This window comes from Ensifer sp. (genome assembly GCF_035999135.1).
Taxonomy (GTDB): domain Bacteria; phylum Pseudomonadota; class Alphaproteobacteria; order Rhizobiales; family Rhizobiaceae; genus Ensifer.
This window is the reverse complement of record NZ_DASYGZ010000020.1, coordinates 47,333-65,444: the sequence shown is the minus strand read 5'-3', so window position 1 is coordinate 65,444 and position 18,112 is coordinate 47,333. Positions and strand designations below refer to the sequence as shown.

Sequence of the window (18,112 nt, the reverse complement as noted above, 5' to 3'; positions counted from 1 at the left end):
GGGCCGACGCTGTCGACCCCGCGCGTCTCGCCGTCAGTCTTCGCTGGACTTCGCCTGATCGATCATCATGTAATCGAGCGGCAGCTCGGTCGTGTACTTGATCTGCTCCATCGCAAACGCTGAAGACACGTCGCGGATTTCGATCTTGGCGATCATGCGCTTGTAGAAGGCATCATAGGCAGCGATGTCGGGCACGACGACGCGCAGCAGGTAGTCGACGTCGCCGCTCATGCGGTAGAACTCGACGACCTCAGGAAATTCGGCGACGACCTCGGAGAACCGGCGCAGCCATTCGACCGAATGCGAGTTCGTGCGGATCGAGACGAACACCGTCACCTTGGTGTTGATCTTCACCGGGTCGAGAAGCGCGACGCGACCGCGGATGACCCCGTCTTCTTCCATCTTCTGGATGCGCCGCCAGCACGGTGTGGTCGACAGCCCGACCTTCTTGGCAAGGTCGGCAACGGCCAGCGTGGAATCTTCCTGCAACAGGCGCAGGATCTTGCGGTCTAGGCGGTCCATGAAAGTCCCTCTCGAATTATTTTTCCCTCTATAGCGCGATTTTGGTGAAGATAAAGAAAATTGTTTCAGTCGATCAGCTGCGAGACGCGCTCGCGCAGGAACGGCAGGACCTCAGCCTCGAACCAAGGATTGCGTTTCAGCCAACCGGTGTTGCGCCAGCTCGGGTGCGGCATCGGCAGGATCGCCGGAGACGCGTTGCGAAAGGCAAACCGCCGCCAGTCCCTGACCGTCTCGGTCATCGATTTCGGACAGTCCGGGCCGATATGCCAGCGCTGCGAGTAGTGCCCGACGGCGAGCACCAGCTCGACCTGCGGCATCAGATCCATCACTTTCTGCCGCCAGAGCGGCGCGCATTCGCGGCGCGGCGGCAGGTCGCTGCCATGGGCGTCATAACCGGGAAAACAGAAGCCCATCGGTACGATCGCGATCCTGGCGGGATCGTAGAAGGTCTCGCGGTCGACGGCGAGCCACTCGCGGAGCCGGTCGCCGGACGCATCGTTGAAGGGCAGCCCGCTTTCGTGCACGCGCAATCCCGGTGCCTGGCCGGCGATCAGGAGCCGCGCCGTCGACGAGATCACCGCCACCGGCCGCGGCTCGTGCGGCAGAGCGTCTCCCTCGCGTGCCGGCTGGTCGCGACAGATGCGACAGGCGGCAATCGCTGCGCGCAGATTGAGAATATCCGGGCTTTCAGGCATCGCCGATACCCGCAAACACGGATGCAAGGCGCTCAAGCAACCAGCGGCGCATCGCCGCCAGCCAGCCATCGACGAGATGGGGCGTTTCGTCGGGATGCCCGTTCGTGCGACGCCACTCCTGCGGCATCACGAAGGTGCCGGCCCAAAGCCCGCGTCGCTCGCGCTCCGCCTTGGCCTCCTCCGCCTCGTATCGACCGTAGCTGACTGCATAGCCGCCAAGCACCATTTCGCCCCCGATATCGCGGCCACCGGCCTCGCATGCCCCGAGGTCGCGGCCGTAGCGGTCGCGCCCGTGAAAGCGGCAGCGCACGTCACCGGACGAAATCAGCGCGCGCAACTGCGCGCGCGCCTCTCGGCCGCACTCCCAGGCGACACCGGCCCGTTGGCACGTCTGGGCAAGCTCCGGCGCGTCGATCCCCTCGATACGGACGCGTTTTCCGGCAATCCTGAGGCTGTCGCCGTCTCCCGCCGTCGCAAGCCCGCGTGCCTCGCCGGTCGCCGCCCGCTCGGTCACCGGAAGCCTGTCGGCGAAATAGGCGCCGATCGCCAGAAGCAGCAGAACGATCCATCCGACGAGCATGCCTCCGCGACCGGCCGGACGCCCTGGGGCGCTCCCTGCCCGCCGACCACGCAATGGATAACCTGCACGACCAAATTTCAACTTTGCCTCTACCTCGATCTTGCGTGCACGCACGCCTGCCTGTTTGTCGCCAACGCCCAGCCATCCATATTTCCAGACGGTTAGATAGGAAACCTCATACGCCGCGCAATCCTCCGGATGGAAATCACAGCCGCGCCACAATGGTTGTCGAAACCTTCACGCTCCGCAGCAACTTCTTAAGGATTGCTCACTAGACTGCGGCACAATTGCAACCCGTCGCATATGAGCATGAGTATCGCCGCCAGCACATCGACCGATAAGATCATCGTCGACAAATCGCGCAGCCATCGAAACAAGGCTGTTTCGCGCACCGTTCGCGCAACGCGTGAGCGCCTGCAAACGGGCTCGTCCGTGCCTTCGGGCTTCGAACGGGAAATGCTCAATCTCTACATAGATTCCGCCTTGCGCAGCGCCATGGCCCTGCCGCTGCTCATCGCCGTCGTCGCCGCAGTCGGCATCTATCTCTCGGGGAATCCCGGCTTCGTGCTCTGGGCGCTCATGGCCCTTTCGGCACACGCCGTAACGCTGTTTTTCGCGCGCAAGGCCCGCAAGGAAGACATCCGCGCCGAAAAGGTCGCCATCTGGCGTCGCCGCTTCCTTCTCGGCCAGGTCCTGATGGGGCTTTGCTGGGCAACTTTCATCGCCCAGGACTGTTCAAGCTGCGGCAATGTCCGCTTCGGCTTTTTTGAAGCAACCGTGTTGCTCGTCGCGCTTGCCGCGACCGCGATGGGAACGTTCCTGTTGCGCAACGCCCTGCTCTACACCTTCGCGCCGGTCGTGGCGGCGCTTGTCTTTGCGTCGCTCACCACTGGCGAACAGATCTACATCGGCCTGACCGGCATTATCTCGCTGTCCCTGCTGTTCCTCGTGCTGATGACCGGCCGCATGAACCGCGCAAGCGTGCACATTCTTTCGGTTCAGTCGGAAAAGGACGATCTGATCGCCGAGCTCGAAGTGGCGAAATCCATGTCGGACGAGGCCCGCCGGCGCGCCGAAGAGGCCAACCTTGCCAAGTCCCGCTTCCTCGCGTCCATGTCGCATGAACTGCGCACGCCGCTGAACGCCATTCTCGGCTTTTCCGAAGTGATGTCGACGGAAGTGCTCGGGCCGCTCAGCAACCCGACCTACAAGGAATACACCAACGACATCCATCGTTCGGGCGAGCATCTCTTGAACCTCATCAACGAGATCCTCGACCTGTCGCGCATCGAAGCCGGCCGTTACGACCTCAACGAGGATTCGGTCAACCTCGTGGAGATCGCCGAGGATTGCATCGGCATGGTGCAGTTGAAGGCGCGCGCCAAGAACATCACCATCCACCAGCAGTTCGAATCCGGCATGCCCTCGGTCTGGGTCGACGAAAAATCGATGCGGCAGGTTATCCTCAATCTGCTCTCCAATGCAGTGAAGTTCACCGGCACCGGCGGCGAGGTCACGTTCAAGGTCGGCTGGACCGCCGGCGGCGGACAGTATCTCTCCATCAAGGACAACGGTCCGGGCATCCCCGAGGAAGAAATCCCGATCGTGCTCTCGGCCTTCGGCCAGGGCTCGATCGCCATCAAGAGCGCCGAACAGGGAACGGGCCTCGGCCTGCCGATCGTCCAGGCGATCCTTGCCAAGCATAATGGCGAGTTCATCCTGCGCTCCAAGCTGCGCGAAGGCACCGAGGCGATCGCCATCCTGCCCGCCCGCCGCGTGCTCGAGAGCCTTCCGGCGATCGAGGACGTGGCCGCACCGGTCCGCCGCCGCAAGAGCTTCGCCTGATCGATGCTGATTGAAACCGAGCGGCTGAGGCTTCGCCCCTGGACGGAGCGCGACATCGGTCCCTTTGCCGTCGCCAACAGCGACCCTGAAGTCCGGCGCTACTATTACCCCGCCCTCCTGACGCTCAACGAGACGGCAGAGATGATCGCGGATTGCGACCGGCATCTCGTCGACAACGGTTTTGGCTTTGTCGCGGTTGAGCGCAGGCACGATGGCGCGCTCGTCGGCGGCCTCGGCCTTTCGCGCACCGGCGACGACATTCCGGGTGGACCTCATATCGAGATCGGCTGGATCCTTGCCCGCCCCTTCTGGCGGCAGGGATATGCGCTCGAAGCGGCAAGCGCCTGCCTCGCCTACGGCTGGACGACGCTCAAGCTTTCCGAAGTCATCGGCTACACGTCGGCGATCAACGCGCCGTCGCGCCGGCTGATGGAAAGATTGGGAATGAGGTCGGAACCGGCCGAGGATTTCGAAGATACGACCGTGCCGGAAGGCAACGCGCTACGCCCGCACGTGCTCTATCGGATCAGGCGGCCGGCCTGAACCGTTCAGTTGATGAAGCCGTCGACGATGACGACATAGCCGGCATAGACCGCATTGGCGACGATCAGGCAGAGACAGGCGAAGGAGCCGAGGTCCTTGGCGTTCTTGCCCATCTCGGAAATCTCCGGAGAGACACGATCAACGATTTCCTCGATGGCCGTGTTGATCGCTTCGAAGGCCATCATCAGCAGGAAGAGGATGGCCATCGCCACATACTGGAAGAAGGTCGCGCCGACGATGATGAACGCCACCATTGCAATGGCAAAGGCGATCAGCTCATGACGGAAGGCCGCCTCGCCGATCAGACGCTTCGCACCGCCGAGCGAATAGCTGGCGGCGGCAAAGAGATGCCGAATTCCGGTCTGCTTCTCGACAGGGCCTGCCTGGCCGATACGGTGCGTGGTGTTCTTGGCGTCCATTTCTTCTCGACTGGGCTATGACTGCGCAAGCTTCGACATCTTTATTGAGGCGAATGCAAGGCGCTTGCGGTTGCAGGTGCCCCCGATGAATACTTAGGGCGTGCAGATGCGCTTGGATAGGCGAGAAGGCCGCGGGCATCAAGGCCCGCCAATAGCCATGATGGCTTCCGCGACAGGCTTTGGACAGCAATTGGCCGGGTCTTTCTCAAAACCCGGCCGCATCTTGATCACTGCTTGTTGCTGACGCCAGCCTGGGCAAACGTCGCCATGCCGCCGTGGCAGGCGGCCGCCGCCTTGACAATGCCGGCGGCAAGCGCTGCCCCGGTGCCTTCGCCAAGCCGCATGCCGAGTGCCAGCAACGGTGTCTTGCCGAGCTTCTCGATCGCGCGCAGATGGCCGGGCTCTCCCGAGACATGGCCGATCAGGCAATGGTCGAGTGCTGCCGGATTGGCGGCCCTGAGGATCGAGGCCGCTGCCGTCGCGACATAGCCGTCGATGATGACCGGCACTTTCTGTACGCGCGCCGCCAGAATGGCGCCGGCCATGGCGGCAATCTCGCGCCCGCCAAGCCGGCGCATGAGCTCCAGCGGATCGGACAGATGGTCGCGATGCAGCGCCACGGCCTTCTCGACCGCGGCAATCTTGCGCTTCAGGACCTCGCCTTCCGAACCGGTGCCCGGGCCGACCCACTCCTCAGCGGTACCGCCATAAAGCCCGAGATTGATCGCCGCTGCGATCGTCGTGTTGCCGATGCCCATCTCGCCGATGCACAGGAGATCCGTGCCGCCGGCAACCGCCTCCATGCCGAAGGCCATCGTCGCCGCGCAGTCACGCTCCGACAGCGCCGCCTCTTCGGTGATGTCGCCGGTCGGGTATTCGAGCGCGAGGTCGAAGACCTTGAGGCCGAGGTCGTGGCTGACGCAGATCTGGTTGATCGCCGCACCGCCAGCCGCGAAGTTCTCCACCATCTGGGCCGTGACCGACGACGGGAACGGGGTGACGCCCTGACGGGTCACGCCGTGATTGCCGGCAAAGATCGCCACAAGCGGCCGGTTGACGGCGGGCGCCCTGCCCGTCCAGGCGGCAAGCCAGAAGGCGATTTCCTCGAGGCGGCCAAGCGCACCCGGCGGCTTCGTCAGTTGCGCGTCGCGCTCCCGCGCGGCAACCAGAGCGGCTGCATCCGGGCCTGGCAGGTTGCGCAACAATTCGCGGAAATCATCAAACGGCAGGCCGCTGGCACTCATGGAAGGAATCCTTGCGTCATCGTGAAGCTCTAACTAAGCCCCTCATAGAGGCCGGCGGTATCCGGGGCAACGGCAATTGCGCCAATCCGCGTCGCCCATCGACCGCTCGGCGGCCCTTCGAATGCGACGGGCCATCGGCCGGAGACGAGGAAAACGTGGGCGGACGCCACTGGCCGTCGCAGTTCGGCTTGCGAGACTCGCCAAGGTCGGCAAATTGGGCGTGCAGCCGGAATGCGGCCCAAATCTTTGGAGGAGCCATGAGCTTCGTTGGCGATTTCCTTGATGACGTGGCCCGCTCGGTTGGCTTTCTCAGTCGCTTGCCCGTGCCCGCCCGCCACTTCGTCGGTTACGACGGGCGCCTGAGCCGCGCGGTGCGCGCCTTCCCTCTCGCAGGCCTGGTGATCGCCCTGCCGTCCGCTGCCGTCGCCGCAGCGCTGATCGCCCTTGAGGTGAGCTCGCTCTTTGCCGCCTTCCTTGTCGTCGCCATCCAGGTGCTCGTCACCGGCGCGCTGCATGAGGACGGGCTCGGCGACACCGCTGACGGTTTCGGTGGCGGACGCGACCGGGACGCCGTACTCGCGATCATGAAGGACAGCCGCATCGGCACCTACGGCGCCCTGGCGCTGATCCTGTCCGTCGGGCTTCGCGTCTCGGCGCTGGCCTCCGTTCTTCCGCTCTTCACACCGCTCGGCGCGGCTCTCACGCTCCTCGGCACTGCCGCCCTCAGCCGCGCCGCCATGGTCTGGCATTGGGCGCGTCTGCCAGCGGCACGCAACGGCGGCGTCGCGGCGGCGGCCGGTGCGCCGCAACAGGGTGCGACGCGGTTTGCCCTTGCTTTCGGTGTCCTTGTCGCGATGCTGCTCTTCTATGTCGCCAAGGTGCCGGCGCTCGGGCTGATCGCCGCGCTCATCGCCTTCATCCTGACCGTCAGAGGCTTTGGCGGGCTCGCGGAGCGCAGGATCGGCGGCCAGACCGGCGACACGATCGGGGCAACGCAACAGCTGGTGGAAATCGCCGTCCTCGGCGCTCTTGCGCTGACGGTTTGAAAGATCGATATAATCTGGAGGAAACAGAGCAACGCCATGAAATCTCCCTGCATTCTCGTCTGTTCGATCGATGACAAGACCGGTTACTGTTTCGGCTGCGGACGCACGCGCGACGAGGTCGGCAAGTGGTCGATCTACAGCGACGCCGAGCGTGACTTGATCATGGCTGCACTGCCTGCCCGCCTCGACACCATCGAACGCAAGCCACGGCGCGAGACCCGCCGCAGCCGGATGGCCCGGGAACGCGACGAAGCATGAAACGCCTTGCCATTCTGCTCTCCATTCTGGCGATCGGCCTCATCCTGCTGATCATCAACCACGATGCCGGCCGGACCATGGGGATCGCCAACGACGACTTCGGCCAACTGGTGACGCTCGGCGCCATCGCAACCCTGATCGGCGCCGGCATTCTCCAGAGCCGCCGGCGTTTTGGCGAAGGATTGCGCCAGGTCGCCATCTGGCTGTTCATCGTGCTTGCCCTGGTCTCGGCCTATGTCTACCGCTTCGAGCTGGAAGGTATTGGCAACCGTGTGCTCGCCGGCCTCATTCCCGGCCGCGCCACCATCATCACCGACAGCGAAGGACAGCAGGAAGTGGTGCTGCAAAAAATGCTGAACGGGCATTTTGAAACCTCCGCCACCGTCGACGGCAAGGAAATCAGCATGTTGGTCGACACCGGCGCCAGCAGCATCGCGCTGACCTACGAGGACGCAGAAAAGATCGGCCTCGACCCGGCCAACCTCAACTACATCGTCACCGTGATGACCGCCAACGGCCGCGCCCAGGCGGCTCCTGTGATGCTGTCGGAGATATCGATCGGCCCGATCACCCGCCGCAACATCGGGGCGACGGTCGCAGCCAAGGGCCGGCTCGACCAGAGCCTGCTCGGCATGAGCTTCCTGTCGACGCTCGAAATGCTGCAGATGCGCACCGACGAACTGCGCCTGCGCGACTGAGCGGCATTTGCGTCGAGGGAATGTTCGTGCATGTTGGCGCAAACCGGCATGCCGGTGTCCGCAGCCGTTCGTTCCGGGAGAACCGCCTCATGGATTTCATGCGCTTGCTGAAGTCGATCGACGAGCTTCTCTACGAACTCGTGTCATGGCTGCTGTTTTACCCGCTGACGATGTGGCGCACGTTGCGCCAGCCACAGGCAATGATGCGTTACGCGGATGTGGAACTTTCGGATGACGCGTCCGAGCAATATACAGAAACCCTGAGCCCGCCACTCTTCCTGCTGATCACGCTGCTGCTCGCCCACGGCGTCGAACTCGGACTGGTCAACCAGACGACGCCCTGGTCCCCGCCGCCGCTGCTGGCAAGCGATTCCAATCTCCTGATGTTTCGCGCCGTTGCCTTCGGCATCCTGCCGCTGCTCATGGCTGTGAAGTTGCTCAGGCACAAAGGCGCACGGCTGACCCGTGACACCCTCAGGGCGCCCTTTTACAGCCAGTGCTATGTTACGGCACCCTTTGCGCTTGTACTCAGTGTGGGCATGCTGCTCACGCGGACACAAAGTCAAAGCGCGCTGATGACGGGGGTCGCCTTCGTCCTTGCGGCATTCGTCTGGTACGTGATCGTCGAGACGCGCTGGTTCAAGGCGGACCTCGGCCTGTCGAGCGCGCGCGCCGGCCTGCGGGTCGTGTGGACTTTGCTGCAGGCGCTGTTTGCAATCCTGCTGGTGGGCGCAGCGATTGTCTTCGGCACGGGCGCCTTGCCTGCCTGATGCCGGCCGGCGCTGACGGAAGGCGGCACGCCTGCCGTCAGTTTCTCAAGCGGTACCCGGTGCGGAAGATCCAGGTCAGCACCGACATGCAGATCGTCAGGAAGGCGAGGATGATCACCGCGCTGATGACCGGATTGACGTCCGACACCTCGAAAAAGCTCCAGCGGAAGCCGCTGATCAGGTAAAGCACCGGATTGAAATGGCTGACCGCCTGCCAGAAGGGGGGAAGCATCTTGATCGAGTAGAAGCTGCCGCCGAGGAAGACGAGCGGCGGGATCACCAGCATCGGGATCAGGTTCAGCTGCTCGAAATCCTTGGCCCAGATGCCGATGATGAAGCCGAACAGGCTGAAGGATATCGCCGTCAGCACGAAGAAGAACACCATGACGAAAGGGTGGGCGATCGTCAGGTCGACGAACAGCGATGCCGTCAGAAGAATGATCGTGCCGATCATCAGCCCCTTGGTCGCGGCCGCACCGACATAACCGAGCACGATCTCGAGCATCGAGACCGGCGAGGACAGCACCTCGTAGATCGTGCCGGTGAACTTCGGAAAATAGATGCCGAAGGAGCCGTTGCCGATGCACTGGGTGAGCAGCGTCAGCATCATCAGGCCCGGCGTGATGAAGGCGCCGTAGGAAACGCCGTCGATCTCCTGGATGCGCCCGCCGATGGCCGCGCCGAAGACGATGAAATAGAGCGAGGTGGAGATGACCGGCGACACGACGCTCTGCAGCAGCGTGCGCCGGGTGCGCGCCATCTCGAAGAAATAGATCGACTTGATCGCTTCGATGTTCATCGCCCTGCCCCCACGATTTCGACGAAGATGTCTTCCAGCGAGCTCTGCCGCGTGGAAATGTCCTTGAGCCGGAGACCGGCTTCGGCGAGTGCCGCCAACAAGGTGGTGATGCCGGTTCGCTCGGCGCTGGTGTCATAGTCGTAGATCAGGCAGTGCCCATCGCCCTCAAGCGTCAGGTTGTAGCCCGACAGCTCCTCGGGCACGGTTGCGAGCGGATGGGCAAGATCGACCCTCAGCTGCTTGCGCCCGAGCTTCGACATCAGGGCGACCTTGTCTTCGACCAGCAGGATCTTGCCGCCGTTGATGACGCCGATGCGGTCGGCGATTTCTTCGGCCTCTTCGATGTAGTGCGTCGTCAGAATGATCGTCACGCCGGAGGCGCGCAGCCGCTCGACCACCTCCCACATGCTCTTGCGCAGGTTGACGTCGACGCCGGCGGTCGGTTCGTCGAGGAACAGCACGCGCGGCTCGTGCGACAGCGCCTTGGCGATCAGCACGCGCCGCTTCATGCCGCCCGACAGCTCGCGCAGCATGTTGTCCTTCTTGTCCCAGAGCGAAAGGTCCTTCAGCACCTTTTCGATATGCGCGGGATTCGGCTTCTTGCCGTGCAGCCCGCGGGAAAAGGTGACCGTGTTCCACACGGTCTCAAACGCGTCGGTCGTCAGTTCCTGCGGCACAAGCCCGATCATCGCGCGGGTCTCGCGAAAATCCCTGACCACGTCGTGGTCACCGACCTTCACCGAGCCGCCACTCGGATTGACGATGCCGCAGATAATCGAGATCAGCGTCGTCTTGCCGGCGCCGTTCGGCCCGAGCAGCGCGAGGATCTCGCCCTCTTCGATATCGAGACTGACGCCCTTCAGCGCCTGGAAGCCGGAAGCATAGGTCTTCGACAGGTTGGAAACGGAAACGATGGGCGCCATGTAGGGTGATCCGGAAGCGGGGCGGTTTCGTGAGGTACCGCCCTATATGGGACAATTCGTTCCGATTTGCAGCCTGTTGGAACGAAAAAAGCACGGTGACGCTGCGTCAACGCGTTTAACGCAGGGGAGCAGCCGTTGCTGTGCCGTCAGCCGGTCGGGCCGGTTTTGGCGCGATCAGCCGGTCGTGGACCAGCATCCCGCCAAGCATCGCCGCAACGAACAGGATGGTTGCTGGCAGACCAAGCGACAGCGATGCGAGCGCCGGTCCCGGGCAAAGCCCGACCAGGCCCCAGCCGACGCCGAAAATGGCCGAGCCCGCGACAAGCCGCCGGTCCATCGCGCGGTTTTCGGGCAGGTGAAAGCGGGTGTCGAACAGGGGACGTTCGAACCGCCGCGTGACGAAAACGCCGAGCGCCGACACCGCCACGGCGCCGCCAAGCACGAAAGCAAGGCTCGGGTTCCAGTTGCCGGTGATATCGAGAAAGGCCCGGACGCGGGCGGGATCGAGCATCCCCGACAGCGCGAGCCCGAAACCAAAGACGACGCCGGACAGAAGCGTCACCGCCAGACGCAGCATCGCGACGTTCATGCGAACTGTCCCATAACGAAGACCGTCAGGATCGCCGCGCCCATGAAGGTGGCGACCGCGGCGATCGAGCGGCGCGACAGACGCGCCAGCCCGACGACGCCGTGGCCGCTGGTGCAGCCGGACCCCATGCGCGATCCGAATCCAACCAGCACGCCGCCGGCCACCAGGAGCGGCCACGACGATGTCACGGTCACGGATGGCCAGTTGCCGAAGATGAGGCGAAACACCAGCGGACCCGCCATCAGCCCGATCACGAACAAGACCCCGGACGAAACCTGCACGCCCTGAAGCAGCCGCCCTGCGATGCCGCTGACGCCGGCAACCCGGCCATTGGCCACCATCAGGATCGCTGCAGACAGACCGATCAACAATCCACCCGCAAGCGCATTTTCGTATTCATTCATGCTTTCAAACCATCCCGACAGAAAATCTGGTAGAGCGCGCCCACAAGACGCGCCACCTTGTCGTGGCTGAGCCGATAGAACACCTGCTTTGCCTGCCGACGTGTCGAGACGATGCCGGCATCGCGCAGGACCGTCAATTGCTGCGACAGCGTCGGCTGGCGAATTCCAAGCGTCTCTTCCAGCGCCGCGACCGAATGCTCGCCTTCCAGAAGTGCGCTGACGATCAACAGCCGATTGCGATTGGCGAGTGTCCTCAAAACTTTTGAGACCTCTGCGGCATGCACGGTCATGTCGGCGCGCACTCCGGGAAATTGCATGACAGTTCCCATTCCTTCCTCCTGCCGTTGTCAAGGAAGTGAGCAGAGCCCCCAATGCTTGCAGGGCCAAGTCAATACTATCCAAGATTGTTATACGAAATAATATAATATCGTATTACTTATTACAAAACCAGTTGAAACTGAGGGTAACGCCCTCGCGGCGCCGACGTGCGCTCGCTGCCAGCATCAAGAATATGATAAATATATCATATACTTAAAAAGATGTCTCACGTGAACCGCGAACGCCATATTTGGGGCAACCGACCGGAAGACGTCTCGGAAAACGAAACTTAAAGTTTAGCAGTGTTGATGAGTGCCGAAGACGACCAGATCATCGCGGCGCCTGACTGCGAAGAACCGAAGATCAAGAAAACGAGAGGGACCACGGCAGCGCACGGCAAATGCATGCCTTGCGCAGCGCCGCTCAGCCTGCCTCTTCTGAAGTGGGTCGCCGCTTCCAGACCGCCCTCTCCTGCCGGTTGACCGAGAGCCGGCGAAGTTTCTACGTGTTCGGGCAGGAATTCCACGGCGCTGTCACGAAACCGTGATGCTCATCGATCAGTTTGCCTCCCACGAGCCGCGACATCGCCCATTGATTTGCGCTCGTGATTTGCACGCCGGAGCCTCCCCCTTTTGCTCCGGCCGTTGGGCCGGCCTCCCCGCCGGCCTCTTTTTTTGCCGGCTTCCGGAATTTCGTAGCCGGCAGCCGAAAGCTCAGCAGCGGACGATGGCTCAGTCGCAGTGGCGGTAGCCGGTCTTGCGGGTTCTGAGGTCAAAGTGGAAATGGTCCTTGTGGAACGGATCGCTTCCCGGCCCCAGCACGGTGTTGAAATACTTGCAGCTGTCGGAACGAACGGCTTTCAGCAACCCTTTTTCACGGAAGGCGAAAAAGCCCGGCTTGCGCACGTCGATCTCCTTGCCGTTCTTCAGAACGAACTTGCCGACGTCGATGGCGTTGCCGCGGGCGTGTTCCGACATCGGATTGCCGCGACGCGAATTCATGGTGCGGCAGGAATAACCGCCAAGCGGTTTGATGGTCTTGACGCCCGACCAGTACCGGTAGCGCGACGACGGGGCGAGCTCGTACTTGACCCATTTTGCAAAGGCCTCTGTCACCTGGCAGTTCAGCTTCACTGCCGGTTGCACGCCGATGCCGCCCGAAAGCCCGCTGACTTCGATCGGATAATCGATGCCACAGGATGGTCCGTTGCTGATGCGCGCGATGTCGCGGAACTGCACGCCGAGTTTCTTCAGGCGCTGGCGGCAGGCGATCTCCGCGCCCGGCATTTCGCCAGTGTAGTCGGGCGTCGACATCGGATTGCGCACGCGCGGTAACATCGCCACCTGTTGTGGCTGCTGTGCCCGCTCGGCCGCGCGCTGGGCTTCCATGGCGCGGGCGCGCTGGGCCTCTTCCGCCGCTTTCCTTTCGGCCGACAGTGGCGGGAGGTCGGGATCGTAGCCGATGTTGTCTTCGCCGGCGGGAAGCGACGTTGCCCCACCAAGCTGGCGCACATTGTCCTCACCGATACCGCCAACCACCGGTTGGCTGGCATTCCCCTCGGCGATGTCGTTGTTCTGCTCCTCGGCCAGCCCGACAACCGGTTGGTCGACGCCGAGCATGGCATCCATGTTCACGCCCTCTTCGGGAACGGGCATCGATCCGCCCGGCTGGGCGCCCGACGAAACCGCCTCGTCACTGTCGATCATAGGAAGGGCGCGCCGTGACGGCTGGCGGGGCTGCGCGGCCGCCACCTGTTCCGGATTGGGCTCGAACGTCGCGGATTGGGCGGCGGCAGGATAGGCGGCCACCGCCTCCTGCGGCACGGCATCGACAGGGACCGGTCCGATCGAGCCGACGCGGGCGCCGCCATCGATACGACCGGGCGGTGAAAGCGCGTCGTCCGTCGAACACGTGACGAGCGAAAAGGACAGAATGAGAGCCGTCAGTGGGCGATGGAGACGAGTGACATACGCCATACGGAACTTCGCCTTCCTCCGGGCGTCCAGAAAGGACCGCCATTCACCCCACCACCCCGCAACGCTGGCGCCTGAGGCGCACCGCACGCTGCAAACAGTTTGAATTGCTGCTTTTCGCCTGTGTCGCAAAGCGGGCAGAGCGGCCAGACAGCCTGATTTCGGAGGCATTTTATTCAAACACGGTAAACGAAGCCTTTCGCCCGCCACGCGCAATCAGGGGAGAGGGACGGCGCCGGATGCCTCATCGCGTCCCGCAAGGGTGACAGATCTTGTGTCTGCTCCGGTCAAAGAGAAGCCCGCGTCCTCGTCGAACGCGGGCTCAAGATTTCTGACGGCTGGTCCAGACCTTAGCGGCACTCGCCGCGGTGGATGATCTGGAAGCCGGCGCCGCCCGCCTCGCAGGAATTCGAGAAGGTCTCGATGCGGCCGCCACGCTGGCCGCAAACCGGCGCGTATTCGCGGGTGCAGAACTGACCTTCGGACGGACGGTCATCGTTGCGACGGCACTCGCCGCGGCCGATTACCTGAAAGCCTTCGGAGCGCGCCTGGCACGCGTTGGAGAAGGTCTGCATGCGCCGTTCGCGCTGTCCGCACACCGGATTGTAATCCATCGTGCAGGCCTGCGGTTCGCGATCCGGGGGACGATAGTCAGGACGGCACTCACCGCGGCCAATCACCTGGAAGCCGTCGGCGCGCGCCTGGCAGGAGTTCGGGAAGGTGCGGGTGCGGTTGCCGCGCTCGCCGCAAACAGGCGCATATTCCATCGTGCAGACCGGCGGGCCGATCGGCCTCGGTCCCGGTCCCGGACGCGGTTCGTCGACGACGACGGTGCAGGCCGAGAGAACGCCGAGCGCCAGCATCAGCGCGGCGACCGGACGGGTCAAAAGAAGTTTGAGAAGTGCCATGGATGTCCCCTCTAGTGCATGTTTCCTTTGATCGCGCCGATCAGAGAACCAAAACATGCGAAAATTCAAAGTGCTACAGCGGCCGTCCTACAGGACGTGCGGCGCTGGTGTGCTGCGGTCGGCACGCGGGGACGACGCCCCGCAAGACACCTCGCGCAACTGGCCTATCTATCCCGGGCCACGCCAAGGTCAAGACCAAGCGCCCTGCCGTCCACCGCAACCAGGAATAGGGCGAGGACACTTCGGCTGCGATCATTGCGACAGGATTGCGATTTGCATGCCTTGCACACGAAAAGACCCGCGCAACCTGCCGCGCGGGCCCCGTTCAACACGTGATCACCAGCCTCAGGCGGCGCGGCCGTAGCCCTGATGCGACGCCGAAGACAACAGGCGGAACTTGGTCAGCAACGATTTCAGCTCGCGGCTTTCGGCAGCCAGCGTCTGGCTCGCCGCCGTGGTTTCCTCCACCATAGCCGCGTTCTGCTGGGTCATCTGGTCCATGCTGTTGACAGCGACATTGACCTCCTGCAGCCCGGTCGCCTGTTCGCGCGCGGCGGTCGCGATCGATGCCACCTGCTCGTTGACCCGGTTGACCTGAGCCTCGATCTCCGAGAGCGCCTCGCCGGTCGAGCGCACCAGTTCGACGCCGGCGCCAACCTCGCGCACCGAGGCGCCGATCAGTTCCTTGATCTCCTTGGCCGCGCCCGCCGAACGCTGCGCCAGTTCGCGCACCTCCTGGGCAACCACGGCAAAGCCCCGCCCGGCTTCGCCGGCGCGCGCCGCCTCGACACCGGCATTCAGCGCCAGAAGGTTGGTCTGGAAGGCGATCTCGTCGATAACGCCGATGATCTGGCCGATGCGGCCGGATGAACTCTCGATCCGGCCCATCGCGCCGATCGCGTTGCGGACGATTTCGCCTGATTTGGCAGCGCTCGCCCTGGTCTCGTTGACCATGTCGCGCGCTTCGTTCGCCCGCTCGGAGGCATGACGCACCGTCGAGGTGATCTCGTCGAGCGCCGCTGCGGTCTCTTCCAGCGCCGCTGCCTGCTGTTCCGTCCGCCGTGAAAGATTGTTCGCCGCTTCCGAGATGTCGCCGGCGCTCGCCGTGACGATCTCGGTCGAATGCGAGATCGAGCTGATGACGTCGCGCAGCGCCGCAACGGCGGTGTTGAAGTCCTGTTTCAGCTTGCCGTATTCGGGCGCGATCTGGCCGATCTCGGCGGTGAGATCCCCGCTTGCAAGCCGTTCGAGCGCGGTACCGACAGTGTCCATCGCGTCAGCCTGCACTTGCGCCGTCGCGCGTTGGCGCTGTTCGTTGCCGCGCCGCTCGGAGCTCAGCCGCTCCTGCTGCTCGGCTTCGCGCGACCGCAGTTCCAGCCGCTCGCGCACGGAATCGCGCAGCACCACCAGCACCTTGGCCATCTGGCCGATTTCGTCGCCGCGGTCGGTTTCCGGCACCTCGGACGAAAGATCCTCGTCGGCGATCGCCCGCATCGAGGCCTTGAGCTTCTCGACCGGCCTGACGACGCTGCGCACGATCGCAAGCGCCGCCATCAGGATGGCGAGCGCCGCTGCTGCAAGAATGCCGGCGACCTGAAGGGCGCGCTCACGGAACATGGCCGCCAGATCGTCGGCATAGACGCCGGTTCCGACCACCCAGCCCCAGGGCTTGAAGCCTGCGACATGGGAGTATTTCAGCACCGGCGCGTCGGCCCCCGGCTTCGGCCAGTAGTAGTCGACGAAACCCTGGCCGCTCTTTTCGACGGTTTTCACGAATTCGACGAAGAGATGCTTGCCGTTCGGATCCTTGTTCTCGGTCAGATCCTTGCCGTCGAGCTCCGGCTTGATCGGGTGCATCACCATGGTCGGATGCATGTCGTTGACCCAGAAATAGCCGTTGCCCTGGTAGCGCATCGCCTTGATCGCCTCGAGCGCGCGCTTCTGCGCCTCCTCGCGCGACAGCGTGCCGGCCGCCTCCAGCTTGTGATAGGCGTCGAACACCGAGATCGCATTCTCGTCCATCGCCGCAAGCATCGCCTTGCGTTCGCCGACCAGCTTTTCCTGCGCCTGGAACAGACCGAACGTCAACGCCGCCGCCATGGTCAAAAGTGCGAATGCCACCAGCGCGTAGAGCCGCGCCGAGATCCTGAATTTCTTCATTGCCAATCCCCTGCCCTCCGGCGCCTTGGCGCCGCCCCAAAACCTGGTTGCCTCGGCATCGCCTGCAGGCACTCCAGGAGTTTGCAGGTTAGGGCGAGGTCTTTGCAAAGCTCCTAACAACCGATCCCTAAAATTGATATTTCTCAATTACCCCTGCGAAAGTCTAAGGCGGCGACAGCGCGCGATCTCGCCTGGCATTTGTGCAACGACAGGTCTTCCCTCCGGAACAATGCTCGGGTTACATCTTCCTCAAACAGGGAGACAGGCTGCATGACCGAACAGACCAGACCGACCGGCGAACTGACCTTGCGCACGCTCGCCATGCCTGGCGACGCCAATGCGGCTGGCGACATCTTCGGCGGCTGGGTGATGGCGCAGATGGACCTTTCCTGTGGCATCCGCGCCGCCGAGCGCGCCCGCGGGCGCGTGGTCACCGCCGCGGTCAAGGAGATGGCCTTCGCGCTTCCCGTAAAAATCGGCGACACGCTCTGCATCTATACCGATGTCGTCAAGGTCGGCCGCACGTCGATGACACTCAAGGTCGAGGCCTGGGCGCAGCGCTATCTTTCGCACCTGATGGAAAAGGTGACGGACGCGATCTTCGTCATGGTCGCGCTCGACGAAAACGGCAAACCGAAGCCGGTCCCCCCGGAAGAATAGGATTAAGGCAATGGATCCTGCCCAGACCGACCCGGAGATCTTTTCCCACATCCGCGTCGTCATGGGCATGGTGATCAGCCTGAGTCTCGCCCGGCTGCTGAGTGGCCTTGCCATCTTCGTGCAGCACCCGGGCAAGACGCGCGTCTACTGGATCCACCTCGGCTGGGTCCTGTTCATGTTCGTCTTCCTCGTGCACTTCTGGTGGTGGGAGTTCCACCTGCACGCGCTCGCCATCATCGACGTCAGCGTCTACCTCTTCGTCATCCTCTATTGCTGCGTCTTCTTCTTTCTCTGCGTGTTGCTGTTCCCGACGACGCTCGACGACTACAGCGACTACGAACATTATTTCATGTCGCGGCGCGCCTGGTTCTTCGGCTTCCTGGCGCTGGCTTTCGCGGTCGACCTCGTCGACACCGCCCTGAAGGGCAAGCAGTATTTCGCCTCCTACGGTCTCGAATATCCAGCCCGCAACGCCGCCTATATCCTTCTTTGCATCGTCGCGGCCTGGACTGCGAACCGGCGCTTCCACGCCGTCTTCGTGGTGGCGGCCGTCGCCTACCAGCTCGTCTGGATGTACCGGGCTTTCGATCTGCTCGACTGACGTGAACACGGGCGCGCCGGCACGCCAGGGACAGGCTGGTGTTCCCGGTCCTCATCGACGACGGAGTGCGGATTTCTGCCAAGCCGTCTTGATCCCCGGGCGAGGCAGTGCTTTATCCGTTAGTCATATCTGAATCTCTCATCATGCAGGTCGGGGG

Annotated in this window: 21 protein-coding genes; 8 read left to right on the top strand and 13 right to left on the bottom strand. The window is 63.3% G+C overall.

All coding sequences use genetic code 11. From position 1 onward, the window contains the following. Nucleotides 1–33: 33 nt before the first annotated feature. From VGO12_RS01715 to VGO12_RS01705, 3 genes are all read right to left on the bottom strand, one after another. Nucleotides 34–522, bottom strand: coding sequence for an Lrp/AsnC family transcriptional regulator (locus VGO12_RS01715; RefSeq protein WP_327511019.1), 489 nt, complete (start codon nt 520–522; stop codon nt 34–36). Nucleotides 523–587: 65 nt separating this feature from the next. Further along, nucleotides 588–1,217, bottom strand: a complete 630-nt coding sequence (locus VGO12_RS01710; RefSeq protein ID WP_327511018.1) for a uracil-DNA glycosylase family protein — start codon at nt 1,215–1,217, stop codon at nt 588–590. Then, nucleotides 1,210–1,797 carry a thermonuclease family protein gene (locus tag VGO12_RS01705; protein WP_327511017.1) on the bottom strand — a complete coding sequence of 196 codons (588 nt, stop codon included), beginning with the start codon at nt 1,795–1,797 and terminating at the stop codon, nt 1,210–1,212. Before VGO12_RS01705 ends, VGO12_RS01710 begins: the two co-directional genes overlap by 8 nt. 309 nt (nt 1,798–2,106) lie before the next feature. Between VGO12_RS01705 and VGO12_RS01700 the strand changes: the two genes are divergently transcribed. Both VGO12_RS01700 and VGO12_RS01695 read left to right on the top strand, forming a co-directional pair. Further along, nucleotides 2,107–3,642: a HAMP domain-containing sensor histidine kinase gene (locus tag VGO12_RS01700; protein WP_327511016.1), complete on the top strand. Its 1,536-nt coding sequence runs from the start codon at nt 2,107–2,109 to the stop codon at nt 3,640–3,642. 3 nt (nt 3,643–3,645) lie between these two features. After that, a complete protein-coding gene (locus VGO12_RS01695) occupies nt 3,646–4,185 on the top strand; it encodes a GNAT family N-acetyltransferase (RefSeq protein WP_327511015.1) in 540 nt (179 codons plus the stop codon). 5 nt (nt 4,186–4,190) lie between these two features. On the opposite strand, the gene VGO12_RS01690 is transcribed toward VGO12_RS01695, so the two are convergent. Both VGO12_RS01690 and cobT read right to left on the bottom strand, forming a co-directional pair. Next, complete coding sequence (locus VGO12_RS01690; RefSeq protein WP_327511014.1) at nt 4,191–4,604, bottom strand: diacylglycerol kinase; 414 nt, start codon at nt 4,602–4,604, stop codon at nt 4,191–4,193. A 227-nt stretch (nt 4,605–4,831) separates the two neighbouring features. After that, on the bottom strand, nt 4,832–5,848 hold the full coding sequence (gene cobT, locus VGO12_RS01685) for a nicotinate-nucleotide--dimethylbenzimidazole phosphoribosyltransferase (protein WP_327511013.1): 1,017 nt from the start codon (nt 5,846–5,848) through the stop codon (nt 4,832–4,834). Between the two features lie 257 nt (nt 5,849–6,105). Between cobT and VGO12_RS01680 the strand changes: the two genes are divergently transcribed. From VGO12_RS01680 to VGO12_RS01665, 4 genes are all read left to right on the top strand, one after another. Beyond that, complete coding sequence (locus VGO12_RS01680; protein WP_327511012.1) at nt 6,106–6,894, top strand: adenosylcobinamide-GDP ribazoletransferase; 789 nt, start codon at nt 6,106–6,108, stop codon at nt 6,892–6,894. 36 nt (nt 6,895–6,930) lie between these two features. Next, complete coding sequence (locus tag VGO12_RS01675) at nt 6,931–7,152, top strand: DUF1289 domain-containing protein (protein WP_327511011.1); 222 nt, start codon at nt 6,931–6,933, stop codon at nt 7,150–7,152. Beyond that, nucleotides 7,149–7,850 (top strand): TIGR02281 family clan AA aspartic protease, encoded by a 702-nt coding sequence (locus VGO12_RS01670; protein WP_327511010.1) that lies wholly within the window; start codon nt 7,149–7,151, stop codon nt 7,848–7,850. The genes VGO12_RS01675 and VGO12_RS01670 overlap by 4 nt, the downstream gene beginning before the upstream one ends. 89 nt (nt 7,851–7,939) lie before the next feature. Continuing rightward, a complete protein-coding gene (locus tag VGO12_RS01665) occupies nt 7,940–8,620 on the top strand; it encodes a permease (RefSeq protein ID WP_327511009.1) in 681 nt (226 codons plus the stop codon). Between the two features lie 37 nt (nt 8,621–8,657). On the opposite strand, the gene VGO12_RS01660 is transcribed toward VGO12_RS01665, so the two are convergent. From VGO12_RS01660 to VGO12_RS01625, 8 genes are all read right to left on the bottom strand, one after another. Further along, complete coding sequence (locus VGO12_RS01660) at nt 8,658–9,419, bottom strand: ABC transporter permease (protein ID WP_327511008.1); 762 nt, start codon at nt 9,417–9,419, stop codon at nt 8,658–8,660. Next, a complete protein-coding gene (locus VGO12_RS01655; protein ID WP_327511007.1) occupies nt 9,416–10,342 on the bottom strand; it encodes an ABC transporter ATP-binding protein in 927 nt (308 codons plus the stop codon). Before VGO12_RS01655 ends, VGO12_RS01660 begins: the two co-directional genes overlap by 4 nt. 115 nt (nt 10,343–10,457) lie before the next feature. Continuing rightward, nucleotides 10,458–10,931, bottom strand: coding sequence for a YeeE/YedE family protein (locus VGO12_RS01650; RefSeq protein WP_327511006.1), 474 nt, complete (start codon nt 10,929–10,931; stop codon nt 10,458–10,460). Beyond that, nucleotides 10,928–11,335, bottom strand: coding sequence for a YeeE/YedE family protein (locus tag VGO12_RS01645; protein ID WP_327511005.1), 408 nt, complete (start codon nt 11,333–11,335; stop codon nt 10,928–10,930). The genes VGO12_RS01650 and VGO12_RS01645 overlap by 4 nt, the downstream gene beginning before the upstream one ends. Further along, nucleotides 11,332–11,664: a metalloregulator ArsR/SmtB family transcription factor gene (locus tag VGO12_RS01640; protein ID WP_327511004.1), complete on the bottom strand. Its 333-nt coding sequence runs from the start codon at nt 11,662–11,664 to the stop codon at nt 11,332–11,334. The genes VGO12_RS01645 and VGO12_RS01640 overlap by 4 nt, the downstream gene beginning before the upstream one ends. A 720-nt stretch (nt 11,665–12,384) precedes the next feature. Then, nucleotides 12,385–13,629: an extensin family protein gene (locus VGO12_RS01635; RefSeq protein WP_327511003.1), complete on the bottom strand. Its 1,245-nt coding sequence runs from the start codon at nt 13,627–13,629 to the stop codon at nt 12,385–12,387. 347 nt (nt 13,630–13,976) lie between these two features. Then, on the bottom strand, nt 13,977–14,534 hold the full coding sequence (locus VGO12_RS01630; RefSeq protein WP_414650656.1) for a Kazal-type serine protease inhibitor domain-containing protein: 558 nt from the start codon (nt 14,532–14,534) through the stop codon (nt 13,977–13,979). 345 nt (nt 14,535–14,879) lie between these two features. Continuing rightward, a complete protein-coding gene (locus VGO12_RS01625; protein WP_327511002.1) occupies nt 14,880–16,694 on the bottom strand; it encodes a methyl-accepting chemotaxis protein in 1,815 nt (604 codons plus the stop codon). A 270-nt stretch (nt 16,695–16,964) separates the two neighbouring features. On the opposite strand from VGO12_RS01625, the gene VGO12_RS01620 reads away from it, so the two are divergent. Together VGO12_RS01620 and VGO12_RS01615 are read left to right on the top strand one after the other, a co-directional pair. Beyond that, a complete protein-coding gene (locus VGO12_RS01620) occupies nt 16,965–17,354 on the top strand; it encodes an acyl-CoA thioesterase (RefSeq protein WP_327511001.1) in 390 nt (129 codons plus the stop codon). Between the two features lie 10 nt (nt 17,355–17,364). Then, nucleotides 17,365–17,955: a hypothetical protein gene (locus VGO12_RS01615; RefSeq protein WP_327511000.1), complete on the top strand. Its 591-nt coding sequence runs from the start codon at nt 17,365–17,367 to the stop codon at nt 17,953–17,955. Nucleotides 17,956–18,112 lie beyond the last annotated feature (157 nt).

Excerpts from the sequence above, each read along its gene's own strand:
- VGO12_RS01660 (WP_327511008.1), bottom strand. The coding sequence starts at position 9,419 with ATGAACATCGAAGCGATCAAGTCGATCTATTTCTTCGAGATGGCGCGC.
- VGO12_RS01695 (WP_327511015.1), top strand. The coding sequence starts at position 3,646 with ATGCTGATTGAAACCGAGCGGCTGAGGCTTCGCCCCTGGACGGAGCGC.
- VGO12_RS01680 (WP_327511012.1), top strand. The coding sequence starts at position 6,106 with ATGAGCTTCGTTGGCGATTTCCTTGATGACGTGGCCCGCTCGGTTGGC.
- VGO12_RS01625 (WP_327511002.1), bottom strand. The coding sequence starts at position 16,694 with ATGAAGAAATTCAGGATCTCGGCGCGGCTCTACGCGCTGGTGGCATTC.
- VGO12_RS01615 (WP_327511000.1), top strand. The coding sequence starts at position 17,365 with ATGGATCCTGCCCAGACCGACCCGGAGATCTTTTCCCACATCCGCGTC.
- VGO12_RS01620 (WP_327511001.1), top strand. The coding sequence starts at position 16,965 with ATGACCGAACAGACCAGACCGACCGGCGAACTGACCTTGCGCACGCTC.
- VGO12_RS01700 (WP_327511016.1), top strand. The coding sequence starts at position 2,107 with ATGAGTATCGCCGCCAGCACATCGACCGATAAGATCATCGTCGACAAA.
- VGO12_RS01630 (WP_414650656.1), bottom strand. The coding sequence starts at position 14,534 with ATGGCACTTCTCAAACTTCTTTTGACCCGTCCGGTCGCCGCGCTGATG.
- VGO12_RS01665 (WP_327511009.1), top strand. The coding sequence starts at position 7,940 with ATGGATTTCATGCGCTTGCTGAAGTCGATCGACGAGCTTCTCTACGAA.
- VGO12_RS01670 (WP_327511010.1), top strand. The coding sequence starts at position 7,149 with ATGAAACGCCTTGCCATTCTGCTCTCCATTCTGGCGATCGGCCTCATC.
- VGO12_RS01650 (WP_327511006.1), bottom strand. The coding sequence starts at position 10,931 with ATGAACGTCGCGATGCTGCGTCTGGCGGTGACGCTTCTGTCCGGCGTC.
- VGO12_RS01655 (WP_327511007.1), bottom strand. The coding sequence starts at position 10,342 with ATGGCGCCCATCGTTTCCGTTTCCAACCTGTCGAAGACCTATGCTTCC.
- cobT (WP_327511013.1), bottom strand. The coding sequence starts at position 5,848 with ATGAGTGCCAGCGGCCTGCCGTTTGATGATTTCCGCGAATTGTTGCGC.
- VGO12_RS01645 (WP_327511005.1), bottom strand. The coding sequence starts at position 11,335 with ATGAATGAATACGAAAATGCGCTTGCGGGTGGATTGTTGATCGGTCTG.
- VGO12_RS01640 (WP_327511004.1), bottom strand. The coding sequence starts at position 11,664 with ATGGGAACTGTCATGCAATTTCCCGGAGTGCGCGCCGACATGACCGTG.
- VGO12_RS01715 (WP_327511019.1), bottom strand. The coding sequence starts at position 522 with ATGGACCGCCTAGACCGCAAGATCCTGCGCCTGTTGCAGGAAGATTCC.
- VGO12_RS01705 (WP_327511017.1), bottom strand. The coding sequence starts at position 1,797 with ATGCTCGTCGGATGGATCGTTCTGCTGCTTCTGGCGATCGGCGCCTAT.
- VGO12_RS01635 (WP_327511003.1), bottom strand. The coding sequence starts at position 13,629 with ATGGCGTATGTCACTCGTCTCCATCGCCCACTGACGGCTCTCATTCTG.
- VGO12_RS01710 (WP_327511018.1), bottom strand. The coding sequence starts at position 1,217 with ATGCCTGAAAGCCCGGATATTCTCAATCTGCGCGCAGCGATTGCCGCC.
- VGO12_RS01690 (WP_327511014.1), bottom strand. The coding sequence starts at position 4,604 with ATGGACGCCAAGAACACCACGCACCGTATCGGCCAGGCAGGCCCTGTC.
- VGO12_RS01675 (WP_327511011.1), top strand. The coding sequence starts at position 6,931 with ATGAAATCTCCCTGCATTCTCGTCTGTTCGATCGATGACAAGACCGGT.